This window comes from Namhaeicola litoreus, from assembly GCF_042679565.1.
Taxonomy (GTDB): Bacteria; Bacteroidota; Bacteroidia; order Flavobacteriales; family Flavobacteriaceae; genus Namhaeicola; species Namhaeicola litoreus.
Genome location: NZ_JBHTMY010000002.1, coordinates 469,776 through 486,780, shown reverse-complemented (window position 1 = coordinate 486,780; position 17,005 = coordinate 469,776). Strand labels below are relative to the sequence as shown.

Sequence of the window (17,005 nt, the reverse complement as noted above, 5' to 3'; positions counted from 1 at the left end):
GAAATGTAAGGGATAAAAGGGTAAAGAAGTAGATTTTTTTTATATAATTGTTGTTTGATTTTATGATATTAGTCAGAGATATTTAATTAGTACTGGCTATTTTTATATTTCAAATATTCAATTTTTCTTATGATAAAATCACTACTATTAGGCTTGTTTTTTTTCGTTTTCACTCAATCTTATTCACAAGACTTATTATTACCTCAGCTTAGATCATCTTTTGGTTTAAATCATCATACGAATAGAGATGTTTCATATTTTACTCATGTTGATTCTGATAAAAACACTTTAATTATTGCTACCACAGAAAGAGATTCAACTTTTACCGATATTTTAACCACAAAGCTAGATGAAAACTATAATCTAATATGGAAAAATATTTTTTCAATTGAGACAAATTTGTCTTATGACATTCCATTAAAATCATTTTTGAATTCCAATAACGAATTATATATTATTGGTCGTAGCTCTTTTAATCAATCCAAGAGGAATGGTTTAATCTTTATTGTTAAATACAGTGCAAGCGGAGAGCGATTATATGAAAAAACGATTGGCGAATTGGATGGGTCTAATTACTTTGATTTTGGGTATATGGATGTTGATTTAAATGCCGATGGTTCTTTAAATCTTGTGTATAGTCCATTAAATCAAGCCAATTTTGAATCAAATAATTTCATATTTTTAAAAATTGACAATCAAGGAAACTTGGTTCACTCCTTTACCAAAGAAATAATACACAATGGAATTGTAGGTAAGATAGACTCTGGAATATTCTATTTTTTAATATCAACTCCTTCCCAGAATGACTCAAGTCAGAATGCATTTAAGTTGTACAAAATTGAAGAGTCAAATATTGAGACAAGTATACAATTTGATGACCCCAATTTTATTACATATTATAATGGCGCGGTATTACCTGATGATGTAAAAATAACTATTGATGCCGATAAAAACTGCTATTTGGTCTGTCCCTTTGCTACCAGTGATTTCAATACAAATTTTGATAAGATCCACTTTTCTAAGATTAACAACAATAATGAAATTGTCATTGCTACAACCACATCTGATAGCGATAGGTATTATTTGATAGATTCTTTCATTCATGAAGAATATGGTAACGTTGTTATTGCTAATAACCTGACTAAAAATTCACTTCACTTTTTAACTGTCGATGAAAATAATGATTGGAAATCTATCGTAAATCATGATAATATGTTAGCAACGGGTTTTAAGAAAAATAGTGATGGATCTTTTTTTATAACTACAAGTAATTCCAATATCCGACTATTCTCTAAAGAATTGAATGAACTAAAATCTTTTCATAATTCAAACACCTATGAACTTGTTGACTTTGCAAAAATCAATGGCAATAGCATTTCATCTGTAGGTACCAGTTATCAAAAAATGTTTCCAAAATCCGATTTTTATTCTCAAACTAATATTCACGCTGAGAAATTATCTGATAGTCAAATAGAGAATAAATATTTCTTTTCGGGAAAAGGAACATCTAGAGCTATCCCTCAGGAAGTTATCATAGATAATGACAATAATTATCTCGTTTTTGTAGCTGAAAAGATGGGTCCCGAATATTTAGCTATAGGAGGTGTAGATCCACCTCTCAGTATACGGGTTCTAAAATATGATCAAAATCTAAATGAACTCTGGGAAGTGCAAATGCCAAAATTCATCATTGGAAAAGAATATTTTATTGATGAAAATAATTTTCTCTATGTTAATTTAAGAGACTATGAAAACAACGAGAACTATGATTTGTTTAAAATTTCTCCATCAGGAAAAGTTGATTTTTTAAATAACTCATATAACGCTTATAAATTATTTTGGCACGGCAGTTATATTTATATTTCAACAGACATATTTAGTAATTCAACTACAAACAAAAAACATTTTTTTATTTATAAATTAGATAAAGAAACTGGTAACCTGATGGAAGAAACTAAAATAGACTCTGAAAAGTTCTTTGAATTTTTTGCAGTGGATGAGGATATTTACTTTTATACCGGTGGTGGAGTATTAGATAGGCCCAATCAGATTAATTTATATAAGAACGGGGAAAAATTATTCACGAGAGATTTGCCAACCAATAATGGCCTTTCGGTTGAAGAAATCGATACAAATGGAACACTAATGTTTTTAACAAACAACTTTTCAAGCTATCGGATAAATAAATTGAATATTAATAACTTCTATAATTACTACAATACTTCCTCTAGAATTCTACACGCCAAAACCTTTAAGGACAAGAATATATTTTTATATGTAGATTCGAATAATTCCATTGTTTTAGACCAAAATCTAAAATTTGTATCTTATAGTGACGATCTCACTTCCTACTACCCCTATTTGATGAAATGGGGAGATTATATTCTTTTTGGGAATTATTTCGATAACAGAATTAGAATTATTGACCATAACGGAAAGGTTTTGAATGATTTTACCACGCAAATACCATTACATAAGGTGTTTGTAAATAAAGTTGACAAACAGGATAATTTAATCATGGCTGGTCAGCATGGTAATAAAGCTTATGTATATAATGAATACAGTTGGTATAAGGGTTTTATTCATAAGTATGGCTCAATAAATAAGGTACTAAGCAATGAAGAGTTTTATTTTAATTCACCCGATGATGAAATAATTGTTTTCCCAAATCCCACTTCAGATCGTATAGACGTAAATATTCCGAATCAAAAGATTGTCAAAATAGATGTATATAACGTAACAGGTAAACGCCTAAAGGAGTTTACTACCTCCCAGATTGATATTTCAAATCTCAATACTGGCATATACTATATTAAAATATTTACAAAGTCAAATTTGATTTTACATTCAAAAGTTATAAGGAATTAATCGTAATCGGATTGTAATTGTTTTTAGACAAATCAATTCATCGTTAATAAATATCTTGATAACTAGTCTGTTAGTTTTTAGAAACATCGGATTTAATTGCTATTTTGCAATACTTATTTCCCCCTCTTTATTCGATTTCGAATAAATATTCTAAAAACAAATTTGATGAAAAGATTAATGATTCTGTGCTTGGGATTTATCCCTTTCATAAGCATTTCACAAGGTCCTCAAGAATACCATTTAGCAGAAAACTATAGCGGTACAAACAGTCAAAACATGCTAAAAATAGACATTTCTCAAAAACGATCTTTAAGTGTCGAAAAAGAAGCGGAAAATGACCTTACCTTTACATTGACGGAATTTGAAGACTATATTTCTAAAAACTTACTTTCCATTAGGGATGAATTGCTTTCGGCGACAGATCCTAATATTTATGATGGAATGCACACCTTTACAAAAGATGGTAGGACTGTTTTTTTTAGTGTCAATAGAAAAATTAAAAAGAATAAAGAAATAAATGAGAATGATGCCAAGACAAAAAGTTCTGTCAATCTTCATTTATTTAAAGCTACGGTAAATGAAAAAGGTGAATGGGTCAACTTAGAAATGTTGCCTTTTAACCATGAAAGCTTTTCTACCGGACAACCCACGCTTAACAAAGAGAACACAAAGCTTTATTTTGTTTCAGACGGTCCCGGTTCTTTAGGAAGAACAGATATTTTTTCTGTAGAATTATTCCGTGATGGAACTTATGGGAAACCTGAAAATTTAGGCCCTAAAATCAATTCGACAGGACGTGAAATATTTCCTTTTATTGATGTGGAGAATGTTTTGTATTATTCATCGGATCAATTAAATGAAAAGGGTGATTTGGATGTATTTGCAGCCAAAATATTTGACAATACCGTCTCGAAGCCCATATTGTTAAGTGTTTCTGTCTTTACTGAGAAGGACGATCTATCTTCCGTAAAAAAAGCAGGTAAGGGAACTGATGAAATTTATGCTTTTGCTTCTACTCAACCTTTATTTTTTGATTGTGAACAAAAGGTTTTGGGTAAAGTTAGAAATGCTGATACGATGGTGTCATTATCAAATGTAAGATTAGACTTACTTGATCAGGATAATAAAAAGCTTATAACATTGCAATCAAATGAAACAGATGGCACCTTTAGTTTTGATCAATTTTGTAATACAAATTACAAGCTTAAAGCTTATCTAGAGGGATATCTGACGGAGGAAATTAATATTCATACAGTGAATGATTTAGGGGCTAACACCCAGGAAATTGTCATGGATTTAAGGGAAGTGCCAAGTACGGAAATAAAAAATGTTCCAGAAATTCCTGTTGTCTTGTCGATCAATGTGGATCCTTCTGCACAAACCTATGATTTTAGCAGCGGAGAAAAAGTCTTTTCTGTGCAAATAGGTGCATTTCAAGAAAATGCTAAAACTGAACAATTTAATGGCATAAATAATTTTTTCAATCATTTGTACACAGATGGATTTAACAGGTTTTTTTCTGGAGTTTTTCAAAATTATTCAGAGGCTTTGGAACATATGAGAACCCTAAATCAATTGGGATATAACGATGCCTTTATTGTCGGTTTACAGGGTGAAACACACACGGTGATTCCAACTAGAGAAAGTAAAAAGGATTAGTTCTGTTATAAGTGAAATAAATCTGTCAGGATAATAAACTTGAGTAAACATTTATCTAAGACCGAAATTTTAGTTTGACATATCTTACCTAAAAGGAGTATATTTATTTTTCTGAAAAAATATTGTCCTTGACAAATAAGACCTTATATATCCTAATTTTTTGTGTTGGATTTGGTTCGTATGCCCAAGAAAGACTGGATCTATTTACGCTATCGGGGTCTTACGGTTTTCCTTCTTCCTACGATTCTGTATATCAGAGCAAAGCTACTGAATCAGGAGTGATGGCAAATCTTGTCGCGCCGGTAAAGCTTTCAGAAAAGTTGGTTTGGTACAATAGTCTTAACTACTTGTATTGGCAGGTCTACAATGATGAAAATTTATCTGAAGAACTCCAAAATCCAATTCGGGTTCATGGATTTATTTTAAGAACTGGTATATATTATGAACTAGATGATGAAAGGTCATTTCAGATACTTTTTGCTCCACGACTAATGACAGATTTTTTCAATATAGAAGCCAATCATTTTCAATGGGGAGGGATAGCTGTTTACGATAAGCAATATCATGAAGGACTAAAAATCGGCTTTGGGTTGTTGTTTAACCAAGAATTCTATGGCCCTAATTTTGTTCCATTGGTGAATGTTGATTGGAAGATCAACCAGAAATGGTCTTTGGCAGGGATGTTTCCCGTTTATGGTAAGTTGACGTATAAATTCAATGAACGATTTGATGCCGGTTGGAGTCATTTCGGTTTGGTCACTACATACCGTTTAGGAGACGATGCTTATCAAGGCGATTATATAGAAAGAAGGAGTATCGATGAAAGCTTTTATGCCAGGGTTCAGTTACTCGGAAATTTTTTTCTAGAAGGTAGAGTAGGTTATGCCTTTGGAAGAAGTTATAAGCAATATGATGCCGATCAAAAAATGGATTTTAGTTTACCGCTTATTGAAATTGGAGACGATAGAACTGCAAAAAGTATATCTTTTGAAGATGGAATTATTGGGAGTCTTAGAGTGGTGTATAGTATAGAAATAAATTAAAATTCTAGAATAAGAATTAATTTAAAAGCTTATTGGGATCATTCTACATGAAGTGAAACTGTCACTCCTATTTTAATTGATTGATTTGAATTGACAAATATTTTTTGATTTTGAAAATCCATTTCTATCAACCAATAAAAACCTTTAAAATAGTTTTTTAAAACGGTCGCTTTTAAGGCAGAATTTCCCACAATTTTTATTTGGTGTGGAAATAGAAGTACTTTTTTTCCATTGATTTTGATTTCGTTTATATCATCAAAAAAAGTACCGACATAGTTGCTTTTAGGTTTATTATACAAGCTTTGAGGTGTTCCTTCTGCCACTATTTTACCATCTTTTAAGACGATCATTTTATCGGCAAAGGAAAGGGCATCATCACTGTCATGTGTAGCAACAATACAGGAAATATTTTTCTCTTTCAGAAAAGAAAAAAGTATTCTTCGCAAACTGTTCTTTTTTAAATTATCTATCTGACCAAAAGGCTCGTCTAATAATAATAATTCCGGTTCTTTTGCCAAAGCCCTGGCAATAGCCACCCGCTGCTGCTGTCCGCCGCTAAGGTTTTTGACTTTAACATCTGCAAATGATGTCATTTCGATTACCTCGAGCAATTCTTTTGTTCTCTTTTTTGTTTTTTCAGGATGGTATCGTGGTAAAAATTTGGCGATATTATCTGCGACACTAGTAAAGGGCATCAACTCAAAATCCTGGGCAACATATTTAAAAAAATCCATTCCAGGAATCAGATGGTAAGCCGGACCCAAAACCTGTTGATCACCCCAAAATACAGTTCCTTTATCCAGGTCCAACAAGCCGTAAACGGCTTTTAATAAAGTAGACTTGCCGCAACCACTTTCACCCATCACACAGAGATGTTCACCTTTGCCTAAGTTGAAATTGACATTCCTTAAAACCGGTTTTTTAGCTTGATAAGCGTATGTGAGTTCTTTTACTTGCAACATGCCGTAAAAATAAGTGATCTATAATAAACCAGTTAAATTTTTTGGCAAGAACAAGGTGTTTTTATAAAGCTGCTTTCAAACCTTTTATCAATTGTTCAATTTCTTCATTGCTGGTGTAATGCACAAAAGAAATTCTAATTACTCCTGGATCTGTCGGGATTTGCATATCCATCAAAGGTCTAAAAGCATAAAAGTTACCTAGGCCTAACATTAATTTATGGTCTATTAAATCAGAATAAACTTTCTTGATGTCTCTGTTTTTAGGAATAAAGGAAACAATGGGCGCTCTGTTTTCTGAGGATTCAGATCCGATGATTCGTAAATCATCCCGCGATCTTAAAAATGCTAGTAATTTTTCTAATAATTTATTTTCATGTGAAAAGAATAAATCATTCAAAGCCTTCATTTTTTGAAATGGTTTTATCTCGATTTTGAAATGATGATTATAAACAGCGTCAAAATAATCGAGGATTCCACTTGCGGCTGCAATCTGTGCATGGTCGGGTCCTGCAGGTGTCAACATACTTCTTGTATTTCCAACTTTAAAGAAATGCGATTGGTTTTCCATCTTTTTTATCAGTTCATCTTTTACATACATTAAACCTAGGTGTGTTCCAAAAGTTTTATAAAGAGAAAAAAGATAAATGTCTGCGTTTAAATCCTTTAAATCAGGAAAGCCATGGGGTGCAAAACCTACACCGTCTATCACAGAAAGCGCTCCGTTTTTATGTGCTAGATCTGTAATTTCTTTAACAGGATTTATCTGACCTATGATATTAGAACAATGTGGAAAAGCTACCATTTTTGTTCTATTCGTAAAAAGTTTCTTTAGTTCAACCATGCTCAATAATCCATTTTGTGGATCTACATGCCATTCATTAATTTTGATACCTCTTTCCGCTAGCCTTCTCCAGGCACCTGCATTTGCTTCATGATCCTGGCAAGAAACAATGATCTCATCACCATTTTCCCACATTGGGCGCATGGCATTGGCCAAGACATAAATATTTTGTGTTGTTGAGGGCCCAAAATGAATTTCAGATTCATCTACGTTTAAAAAATCCGCCATTCTTTTGTAAGAGTTGTTCATTAATTTACCGGCCAAAGTAGAAGCGGGATAGGGATAATTTACTTGAACCTTATTTTTAGTGTAAAAGTTGTTTAAGCGATCGACTACCTGATGGCAAGGATAAGATCCTCCAGCATTTTCGAAGAAAGCCCAGCCTTCCAATGTAGGTTCTGAAAAGGCGGGAAATTGTGAGCGGATAAATGTAAGGTCTAAGGCCATAGAATAATATTTAAAGTCTTTTTAGATGAGATGACAATCTATAAATATAATCAATTTGCTTTTTCTGTTCGTTGTTTGATATGTACAAAAAAGGTGGGTGATAGCTCGTTTTTATTTTTTTTCAAAATTCCGTATCTTAAAGAGAAAAATGAAAACAGATCACACATTGATACAAGAGATTTTCCGACTTACACAAAGTATTGAAAATGAATACCCCGAACTTTATGTGTATTTGGGTGAAACACCTGTAAAATCAACAGAATCAGGTGACAAACTGTTTAATCGGGATGAGTTAGTGAAATATTTGGAGACTTTGAAGTCTTTGCTAGAACGATTTAAGGCGACACATAGCCATGGGTAATAACAAGCCCTGATATGTCGAAAATATATTTTTATAAAGTGTATGATCGCCGTAAAACTATTTGAATTTTGTTGTAAGTTCGATTTAAAAAATTAAATAGATGAAAAGTAAATTTAAAAAATTATTTGTAGCTACGGTCATTGTTCTCATGAGCGCTATTCAGTTTATGGCAGCTCAAGAATTAGAGGAGAATTCGGAAGATGCATCCTATGGATTGGTTTATTTTATCCGTGGTAAAGGACACGCGGGTTCAGCAACAGCTTTTAGTGCCATTATTGATGATGAAAGGGTCTGTAACTTAAACAACAGACGTTATTCTGCACATCAAGTAGAACCGGGAGTACATCAGTTTAAAGCTCAATTTGGAGGAAAAAAAGGAAAAGAAAAGGCTGAAGTAGCAGAAATTGAAATTGAAGCTGGTAAGACCTATTATATTCAAATGTCTATGCAAATGAGTTTTTGGGTGAATGATCTTTCCGCAGTTGAAATTACACGTAATACTGCATTGCGTTTAGTCAAGGATGATGAAATAAAATTAGACCAAGATTGTAATTAATAAACTTAGTTTTTGATATATGACTAACCCCAGAATTTACTGGGGTTTTTTATTATTCCATGTTTCGTTTCTGGGGTCTTAGTGTGTTTTATGAAACCTAGATTCACCATCATATCCAGGAACTCTGTTTTGTATGATGAAACAGTGAAAAGCTGTACTCAATACAATAAAAGTCCAAGTTTTTGCAAGTACTGTCCAAATTTTTTTTAGGTGAAGTGCGTAATTTTAGACTAATTAACAACCTTAGCCAATTTGTGGTCAATTGCCCATTTTGCATAACCGACTTCTATGAAAGCCCTTTTTATTTTTCTTGCTCTTATTTGCCAATTAAAAGCGGTTGCTACACCCTCTTTGTTAATTCAGCAAAAGAATTGTAGAATTAAAGGAACAGTAATAGACTCATCCACAAAAGAAACAATTGCATTTGCCACAGTTGTCATTTATGATAAGAACAAGAAAAGTATAGGTGGCGTCATTTCTGGAGAACAAGGAGATTTCGAGCTTGAAAATATACCTACCGGTCAATATACGGTTGAAGTACAGTTTATTGGCTATAATACTTATTCAGCAGACCTAGTAGTAAAATCTGGTGTTCCAGAAATCGACCTTGGTACTATCTCCATTACCAATATTGGGCAAAGTTTGGATGAGGTTACCATCAAGGCCGATAAACCCTTGTATGTACAAAAAGTAGACAGGACAGTGATCAATGTGCAGAGCAGTATTTTATCATCAGGCTCAACGGCATTGGAGGTTTTAGAAAGGTCACCGGGGGTTTTGGTCAACAGGCAAAGCAATAGTATATCTCTCGTTGGGAAAGAAGGCTTGATGGTGATGATCAACGGTAAGATAAGTTATATGCCACAGGCAAGTATTGTTCAAATGCTTGAAGGGATGAGTTCAGACAATATTGAGTCTATCGAATTGATTACTACGCCACCAGCAAATTTAGATGCAGAAGGTAATGCCGGTTTTATTAATATAGTTTTGAAAAAACAACAAGACATCGGTGTCAATGGATCCTATTCTCTTTCAGCTGGAATTGGAAATGGTACTACAACACAAGACAACATAAATTTCAATTATAGAAAAAATAAGATAAACCTATTTGGAAATTATTCCTTTCTAAGAAGAAATCAGAAACAGATTTTTAAATTAGGTAGAGAAGCTACCGATGAATTTGGTAATATAAGAGATTTAAGTACCACTTCTTATAGAGATCCTGTACAACGAAATCACAGCTTAAGATTTGGAATGGATTATGAGTTGACAGAGAAAACTATTTTGGGTGTCATCATAGATGCTTATGATCAAAAATGGACTATGGACGCCTTAAGTGAAAGTTATGATACTGAAAATGATGAACTATTGTCTTTTGTAGAATTGGATGTGGAAGAAAGAAATCAGTGGTCACATATAGGAGGTAATTTTAATTTTAAACATAATTTTAAGGAGAAAGAATACCTCAACATGGATATTGATTACCTCTATTTTTACAATGAAAATCCAACAGATTATGTGAATGATTTTTATGATGGGCAAAATAATTTTTTGTATCAGGAATTGACCAAATCTGATAAAACAACACCCCTCAATACCTTTGTTACCAATGTCGATTACAGCAATCAGCTCACGGAGCGAATTAAACTCGAATCAGGTGCCAAGGCATCCTTTTCCAGCTTTGAAAACGATATTGTAGTGGCTAATTTTAAGGGGGATGATTTTGTTGAAGATCCTACCTTAACCAACAGAAGTGATTTAGGTGAAAAGATTTTTGCCATTTATAGCTCAGTCGATTATAAATTATCGGAAAAGACGAGTGCTAAAGTGGGATTGAGATTTGAGCAAACAGACACAAAATTGACTTCCGATACAGAAGGCATTGTGGTTGACAGAAATTACGGAGAATTATTTCCCAGTGTTTTTCTTTCACACAATGTAAATGATTCGCTCAGTTTTAATGTTTCCTACTCCAGACGAATTTCAAGACCCACCTTTAATGATATGGCTCCTTTTGTGATCTTTTTTGATCCCAATACATTTTTTTCGGGAAATCCGGGGGTTCAACCTTCTATCTCCAACGGATTTAATCTGGGAACAAATTATAAATCTGTCTTGCTTTCTGCACAATATACAATTGAAGATGGAACGATCGCCAGATTTCAACAACAGTATGACGAGGTCAATGATCGTTTGATCTATGTCTCAGGAAATATTGATGAAACAAAGACTTTTTCCTTAACGCTTGGATTACCAGTCAAAATTACAAACTGGTGGAAAACTCAGAACACCTTTATTTTTATAAATACCCAAGTGCAAAACACAATTGAGGATGTCACTTATAATTACGATCAGAATACGTTTAATATCAATAGCACACAACAGTTTAAATTTAGTGAAACAATGACTTCCGAGGTGAATATAAGTTATAATGGTCCAAGTATTTCGGGTGCTATAAAAGCAAAAAGCAGGTTCTTTATGAATTTTGGTATTCAAAAGAAATTCGGCGAAAAATGGGGAACTCTTCGATTTAATGTCAATGACATCTTTGATTCTCTCAAATTTCAGGCAACCCAAGATTTACCGGAAGAAAATATCAAAGCCTGGGCCGATATAGACTTTAGCAATAGAACCTTTGTACTCACTTATACGAGGAATTTTGGTAATAGTAAGCTAAAATCTGCAAGACAAAGAGAGACTGGTGCTGAGGAAGAGCGTAATAGGGTAAATTAACCGATTATTTTGTATTGTAAATGGTCATTTTTACATCAATATTCTTCGTTATTTGCAAGAGAATTAAACAATAGATTTATTAATTTTGAAAGAATAAGTGTTCTATTTTTTAGTAATAACACTTTAAATTTATAGTTGGATTAAATTGAATAGATATGAACCAAAACAAGTGGAGTAGTAAAATTTTGTTATCCTTTTTTGTCCTTGCATTAGCAATACAGGGATTTACTTTATTAGGCTTTAAGCCGAAAGAAAAAATGATAGGCTTGCAATTGTGGTCTGTAAAAGACCACATGAAAAATGATCCAAAAGCTACCGTAGCTAAAGTAGGAGCCATGGGCTATACCTTTGTCGAAACAGCCGGCTTTGATAATGGAAAATTTTATGGAATGAGCCCTCTGGAATTTAAAAAGCTATGTGAAGACAACGGACTAAAATTTCTAGGATCACACACCGGACAAAATATGCCTAGCAAAGCCGATTGGAATAAAACAATGGCATGGTGGGATATGACCATTGCAGCCCATAAGGAAGCAGGTGTTAAATGGATTGTTCAACCGTGGATGGGAGAAGAAGGATACCAGAGTTTAGATGGATTGAAAAATTACATCGCTTATTTTAATGCCGTTGGAGAAAAGTGCAAGGCTGCAGGAATTCAATTCGGTTATCACAACCACGATAAAGAGTTTACTACGGTTTTTGACGGAAAACCTGTTTATGATTATATGCTTGAGTTGACTAACCAAGATTTGGTGATGTTCGAGTTAGATCTATATTGGATTAATCATGGAGGAAAAAATGCACTTGATTATTTTGACAAATATCCAGGAAGATTTAAGCTCTGGCATATCAAAGATGAGAAAGAACTCGGTAGTGGTAAAATGAATTTCACAAAGATATTTAACTCTAAAAACGCTTCGGGTTTGGAATATGGAATTGTTGAAGTTGAAGACTACAATTTTGACCCTTTGGTAAGTTGCCAGAAAAGTCTGGAATTTTTAAAATCAACCAATTATTGACCAGAATAAATTTAACCAAAGAAAAACCTCAGCGAAAGCTGAGGTTTTTTTATATAAATAGTATCAGAAGTGCCAAAATTAAACCGGCAAGAGAGAAATAGATTCCTTTTTTAAATACACTTGCTTTGGGTACAAACATCCAAAAAGACGAGATCACAAAAAAGAGCAGGGAAAGACCAAAAAATATATTTAAGAAAAACAGGGGTCTGTCGGTTGTGGCTTTATGTAAATCTGTCATTTTTTTTAATACAAATGGCAAATCCTTTTCGGTATAAGTAACCAAACCTGTAGAGATATTGTAACTCCCACCCTCAAAAGAAAGTACATCACCGGTCTGCGCTGTAATTTTGAATTCTTTAATTCTGAGCATTTTGCCTAATTCTTCTGAATTTAAATTTTGTTCTAAGGTTTTTTCAACTGTTTTTTCAACCTTGAGAAAATCAGTTTTTCTAAAAATGAGAATTGTACCACTTATGGCATATACAGCCATAATACCTGCCAGGAAAAAACCTAAGTATCGGTGATAAACTCTCATGTTTCTGTTTAAATTACTTTTTTTCATAGTCATATTTATAAGTGCAAATGCAACTTAGTTATTTTTAATGATTCTTAATAAGGATTAGGTGTCAAATGTAAACGAAAAAATTCTAAAATGAAATTCTATTTTCCTGATTGTCTTCAAATCAATATTCAATGAGATATAATTCTTATTTTTATAAAAAAAACACATGATAACAAGACGTAACTTTCTAAGAAATTCACTTTTAACCGGAGCCGGATTAAGCTTGTCTAACGCACAACTTTTTGCACAACTTTTAGGCCAGGAGAAACCATATAAGATGACTCTGCTCAGAAACAATGTAGGTTATTTTACAGAAAGAGGCGGTACCATAGGATATTTTATAGATGAGGAAGGAATTGCCGTTGTAGACACGCAATTTCCAGAACAATCACAGCATTTAATAGAAGAAATACAAAAACAATCCTTGAGAAAATTTGATTTATTGATTAATACTCACCATCATGGAGACCATACAAGTGGCAATATCGCTTATAAAGGAATTGTAAATAATGTGGTAGCACATGAAAATTCTAAAAGGAATCAAATGCGTGTGGCTGAGGAAAATAAAAGAGCAGATTCCCAATTATATCCAGAAACTACCTTTTCAAAAGAATGGTCTGGTAAAGTAGGTAAGGAAACCATTAGTTTGAAATATTTTGGCGCTGCACACACCGATGGCGATGCTTTAGTTCATTTTGAGAATGCCAATATAGTACATACCGGAGACCTTGTTTTTAACAGGCGATATCCCTACATTGATAAATCGGCCGGAGCAAATATTAAAAGCTGGATTCAAGTTTTAGAAAATGCCCAAAAGATTTACGATAATGACACCATGTTTATTTTCGGACATTCAGACAATGGTTTTGACGTTATTGGGAAAAAATCGGATATCAATGCTTTTCAGAATTATTTATCTCGATTATTGGACACTGTAGATGTAGCGATAAAGTCTGGAAAGAGTGAAGAAGAAGTGATGAAAATTACAGAAATTATAGGAGCTGAAGAATGGAAAGGCGACGGAATTTCTCGAAGCTTATCTGCCGCCTATACAGAATTGTCAAAAGAATAGGATATAAAAAGCTTATCTAAAACCAAACTTTTGTAAACCTTCATGACTTATTTCAATTACTTCCAAAGGTTTTTGACCATCAAAAGTTTTGTCTTGTTCCACCATGTAATAAATCATTCCTGACAGATCTTTTTTAGCGAGAATTTTACCAAAATCGATTGTTCCTTTACTTACTGGTGCAAATCGCCCATCTTTATCCATGTCTTTTACATGCCAAATTTTAAATCGTCCTGGATATTTTTCAAAATAAGCGATTGGGTCTGCACCCGCCTTTGTGACCCAATATAAATCCATTTGAAAATTAACATATTCAGGGTTGCAGTTTTCTAAAAAATACTCAATTGGAATTATACCATTTTTATCTTTCTTAAATTCAAAATCGTGGTTGTGGTATAAAAGTTTTAGTCCGGCAACCTTACATTTTTCGCCAACCATATCGAAGAAATCGGCGAGATACTGAATATCTCCACTCATACTCATTCCTTTGTCGCCACTTTTAAAATAACCCAAAGGAGGAACAGGAATCACAAAATATTCAAAACCTGCGGCTTTCACATCAGCAATCATTTGATCTACATTTTCGAGCGTGAGACCACCTTGATGCGTGCTTACTGGAGTTAAGCCTAATTTGGAAACAGTTTTGTTAAAATCTTCAGGACTCATTCCATAGAATTTACCATCGTTATAACCCGCGGCTTCTATATAAGCATACCCTGCATTTACTACTTTTTTTAGCGTCTCCTCAGCATTCTGACCCATGTCATCTCTAACCGTATAAAGCGCAAGTCCGCCAAAATTATTTTGAGCAAAACCATGAAGGGAAACAAAAACAAAAACTAACAGGTATAAATGATTGTTAAAAGTAAATTTTCTCATTTTCAAAGGAATTATTTAGTGCGGAATTTACTAAAAATAAAATGATCACTAAAATATAATTCTAAAAAGCAGTGATAATTCAATTTTTAGTTATCAGAAAAATCTATTTGTTCATTTCCTTTTCGGTCCAAACTTTTTTTTGGATATTTTTTGGCACACCATAATTGACAAAATACATCTTCATCATTCCTTTATTTTTTACGTCAATTTTACCGCGATATTCACAATCAAATTTGTCTTTGATCAATTCATAAGTGTGTTCTGAAATATTAATTTTTCCGGGAATCGACATAGATTCCATTCTTGAGGCCACATTTACTGTATCTCCCCAAATGTCGAAGGCAAATTTTTTGATTCCTACAACACCGGCAACCACCGGACCTGAGTTAATCCCAATGCGCATGTCGAAACGAGTGTGCTCTTCAGATTCAAACTGTTTGGAATTCTCTACAAATTGCATGAATTCTATGGCGGCCATTACAATTTTTATGGCATGACTGTTATCTGGAAAGGGTAATCCTGCTGCACACATATATGAATCACCTAATGTTTTGATCTTTTCTAATCCAAATTTTGAAGTAATTTCATCAAATTTTGAGTAATAAAAATCTACACTTCTCACCAATTCTTCAGGAGTTAAATCCTCTGAGATATGTGTAAAACTCAAGAAATCTGTAAATAAAACACTCACCGATTCAAATTTCTTAGCTTTTACATGACCCTTGGTTTTTAGCTCTTGTGCTGTATCGCCGGGAAGAATATTCAACAATAATTGATCTGATTTTTCTTTTTCTGCCTCTATGATTTTTTGTGTTCTTTTAATGTATCTGTTTCGCCTAAAAAGGCCAGCAAGCACAAATGAACTCAATAACAGGGCAAGCGCTATAGAAAAAGTGAGAATCTTCTGATTTTTTTTCTGTTGCTCAAGTAAATCTACTTCAATTTGTTTTTTGGAAAGCTCAAAATTTGTTCTCACATTGGCCAGGTTTTGAACCGTTGTTAGATTGTTTACACTATCTCTATAGGCAATATGATCTTTGTAAAATCGATAAGATTTACTTGTTTCTCCTAAATCTTCATAAATCTGAGCAAGTTTTAAATTGGCTTTACTGATATGATCCTTTAAACCAAATTTTTTGCCTAACAACAAGCTTTCCTCGGCATAATCAATGGCTTCTGAGGGTTTCCCTTGCTTGAGGTATATATCTGAAAGAGAGTGCAAAAATTCAGATACGGCTTCATACTCTTCAAATTCTTTTAACTGATCAATAGCGATTGTCAAATTTGCCGTTGCGACCTCATTCTTATTTTGTAAGGCATAAGCTTGTCCTTTACTTCCAATTATAAATGGCAAATAAACTCGCTCATTAATTTTATTAAAAAGACGTTCTGATTGTTCCAGATAGACTAAGGCAGAATCTGGCATTTTGTATTTAATATATTCATCCCCCAAATTATAAGAAATGATTGCTATAGAAAAAAGGTCATTGGTTTTTTCATGGGATTCTAACTCCTCTTTATAGAGATCAAGTGCCCTGTCATAATACAATATTGCATTATCATGGTCTTCCATGGCAGAATAGACATCTGCAATTGGGATATTTACTAAAGCTAAATTACTTTCTTGATTATACTCATAAGCAATTTTAGATGCGGTTATAAAACTTTCCAAGGCCTCTACGAAATCTGCTTTTTGGTAAAGGGCATACCCCTTATGTAAATAACCATCAAAAAGCAGATTCGTTGAATCATTGAGTTTTGCTTCTTTGATTAATTGATTGCTAAAAACTAGCTTTTTATTGGGGTCAGGATGTTCTGTAGATAGCTGCCTAAGAATTTTTAATCGATTTTCAGCTTTATAATTTCCATTTTCATAAAGAATCTCCAAACTATCTACTTTACTTTTTTCTTGGGCAAAACAAAAAATGGAGACCAAGAACAAAAAACCTATTAGAAAATAGGTTTTTAAGACTGAAATTTTAAAAAATCTTTTAACACTCATTTTT

The 17,005-nt window shown here is 33.2% G+C and carries 13 protein-coding genes; 8 read left to right on the top strand and 5 right to left on the bottom strand.

What is annotated here, in order from left to right:
• The first annotated feature begins 129 nt into the window (after positions 1 to 129).
• From ACFQ39_RS04035 to ACFQ39_RS04025, 3 genes are all read left to right on the top strand, one after another.
• Positions 130 to 2,868: a T9SS type A sorting domain-containing protein gene (locus ACFQ39_RS04035; RefSeq protein ID WP_377176704.1), complete on the top strand. Its 2,739-nt coding sequence runs from the start codon at positions 130 to 132 to the stop codon at positions 2,866 to 2,868.
• A 165-nt stretch (positions 2,869 to 3,033) separates the two neighbouring features.
• A complete protein-coding gene (locus tag ACFQ39_RS04030) occupies positions 3,034 to 4,527 on the top strand; it encodes an SPOR domain-containing protein (protein WP_377176703.1) in 1,494 nt (497 codons plus the stop codon).
• A 128-nt stretch (positions 4,528 to 4,655) separates the two neighbouring features.
• Positions 4,656 to 5,570 carry a DUF6268 family outer membrane beta-barrel protein gene (locus tag ACFQ39_RS04025; RefSeq protein ID WP_377176701.1) on the top strand — a complete coding sequence of 305 codons (915 nt, stop codon included), beginning with the start codon at positions 4,656 to 4,658 and terminating at the stop codon, positions 5,568 to 5,570.
• A gap of 38 nt (positions 5,571 to 5,608) precedes the next feature.
• Here ACFQ39_RS04025 and ACFQ39_RS04020 read toward each other — a convergent pair whose 3' ends face one another.
• Positions 5,609 to 6,532: an ABC transporter ATP-binding protein gene (locus tag ACFQ39_RS04020; protein ID WP_377176699.1), complete on the bottom strand. Its 924-nt coding sequence runs from the start codon at positions 6,530 to 6,532 to the stop codon at positions 5,609 to 5,611.
• A 61-nt stretch (positions 6,533 to 6,593) separates the two neighbouring features.
• Positions 6,594 to 7,820, bottom strand: a complete 1,227-nt coding sequence (locus ACFQ39_RS04015) for an aminotransferase class V-fold PLP-dependent enzyme (RefSeq protein WP_377176697.1) — start codon at positions 7,818 to 7,820, stop codon at positions 6,594 to 6,596.
• A 148-nt stretch (positions 7,821 to 7,968) separates the two neighbouring features.
• On the opposite strand from ACFQ39_RS04015, the gene ACFQ39_RS04010 reads away from it, so the two are divergent.
• From ACFQ39_RS04010 to ACFQ39_RS03995, 4 genes are all read left to right on the top strand, one after another.
• Positions 7,969 to 8,181: a hypothetical protein gene (locus ACFQ39_RS04010; RefSeq protein ID WP_377176695.1), complete on the top strand. Its 213-nt coding sequence runs from the start codon at positions 7,969 to 7,971 to the stop codon at positions 8,179 to 8,181.
• A 100-nt stretch (positions 8,182 to 8,281) separates the two neighbouring features.
• Positions 8,282 to 8,737, top strand: a complete 456-nt coding sequence (locus ACFQ39_RS04005; RefSeq protein ID WP_377176693.1) for a DUF2846 domain-containing protein — start codon at positions 8,282 to 8,284, stop codon at positions 8,735 to 8,737.
• Between the two features lie 288 nt (positions 8,738 to 9,025).
• The gene (locus ACFQ39_RS04000; protein ID WP_377176691.1) at positions 9,026 to 11,470 is read left to right on the top strand and encodes a TonB-dependent receptor domain-containing protein; all 2,445 of its coding nucleotides are present in this window, start codon (positions 9,026 to 9,028) and stop codon (positions 11,468 to 11,470) included.
• A 155-nt stretch (positions 11,471 to 11,625) separates the two neighbouring features.
• Positions 11,626 to 12,489, top strand: a complete 864-nt coding sequence (locus ACFQ39_RS03995; protein ID WP_377176689.1) for a sugar phosphate isomerase/epimerase family protein — start codon at positions 11,626 to 11,628, stop codon at positions 12,487 to 12,489.
• 49 nt (positions 12,490 to 12,538) lie between these two features.
• On the opposite strand, the gene ACFQ39_RS03990 is transcribed toward ACFQ39_RS03995, so the two are convergent.
• Entirely contained in the window at positions 12,539 to 13,051 is a 513-nt protein-coding gene (locus ACFQ39_RS03990; RefSeq protein ID WP_377176687.1) for a hypothetical protein, read from the bottom strand.
• A gap of 166 nt (positions 13,052 to 13,217) precedes the next feature.
• On the opposite strand from ACFQ39_RS03990, the gene ACFQ39_RS03985 reads away from it, so the two are divergent.
• Positions 13,218 to 14,123: an MBL fold metallo-hydrolase gene (locus tag ACFQ39_RS03985; protein ID WP_377176685.1), complete on the top strand. Its 906-nt coding sequence runs from the start codon at positions 13,218 to 13,220 to the stop codon at positions 14,121 to 14,123.
• 12 nt (positions 14,124 to 14,135) lie between these two features.
• On the opposite strand, the gene ACFQ39_RS03980 is transcribed toward ACFQ39_RS03985, so the two are convergent.
• Both ACFQ39_RS03980 and ACFQ39_RS03975 read right to left on the bottom strand, forming a co-directional pair.
• Positions 14,136 to 14,999, bottom strand: a complete 864-nt coding sequence (locus tag ACFQ39_RS03980) for a sugar phosphate isomerase/epimerase family protein (protein ID WP_377176683.1) — start codon at positions 14,997 to 14,999, stop codon at positions 14,136 to 14,138.
• Positions 15,000 to 15,102: 103 nt separating this feature from the next.
• On the bottom strand, positions 15,103 to 17,001 hold the full coding sequence (locus ACFQ39_RS03975) for an adenylate/guanylate cyclase domain-containing protein (RefSeq protein ID WP_377176682.1): 1,899 nt from the start codon (positions 16,999 to 17,001) through the stop codon (positions 15,103 to 15,105).
• Positions 17,002 to 17,005 lie beyond the last annotated feature (4 nt).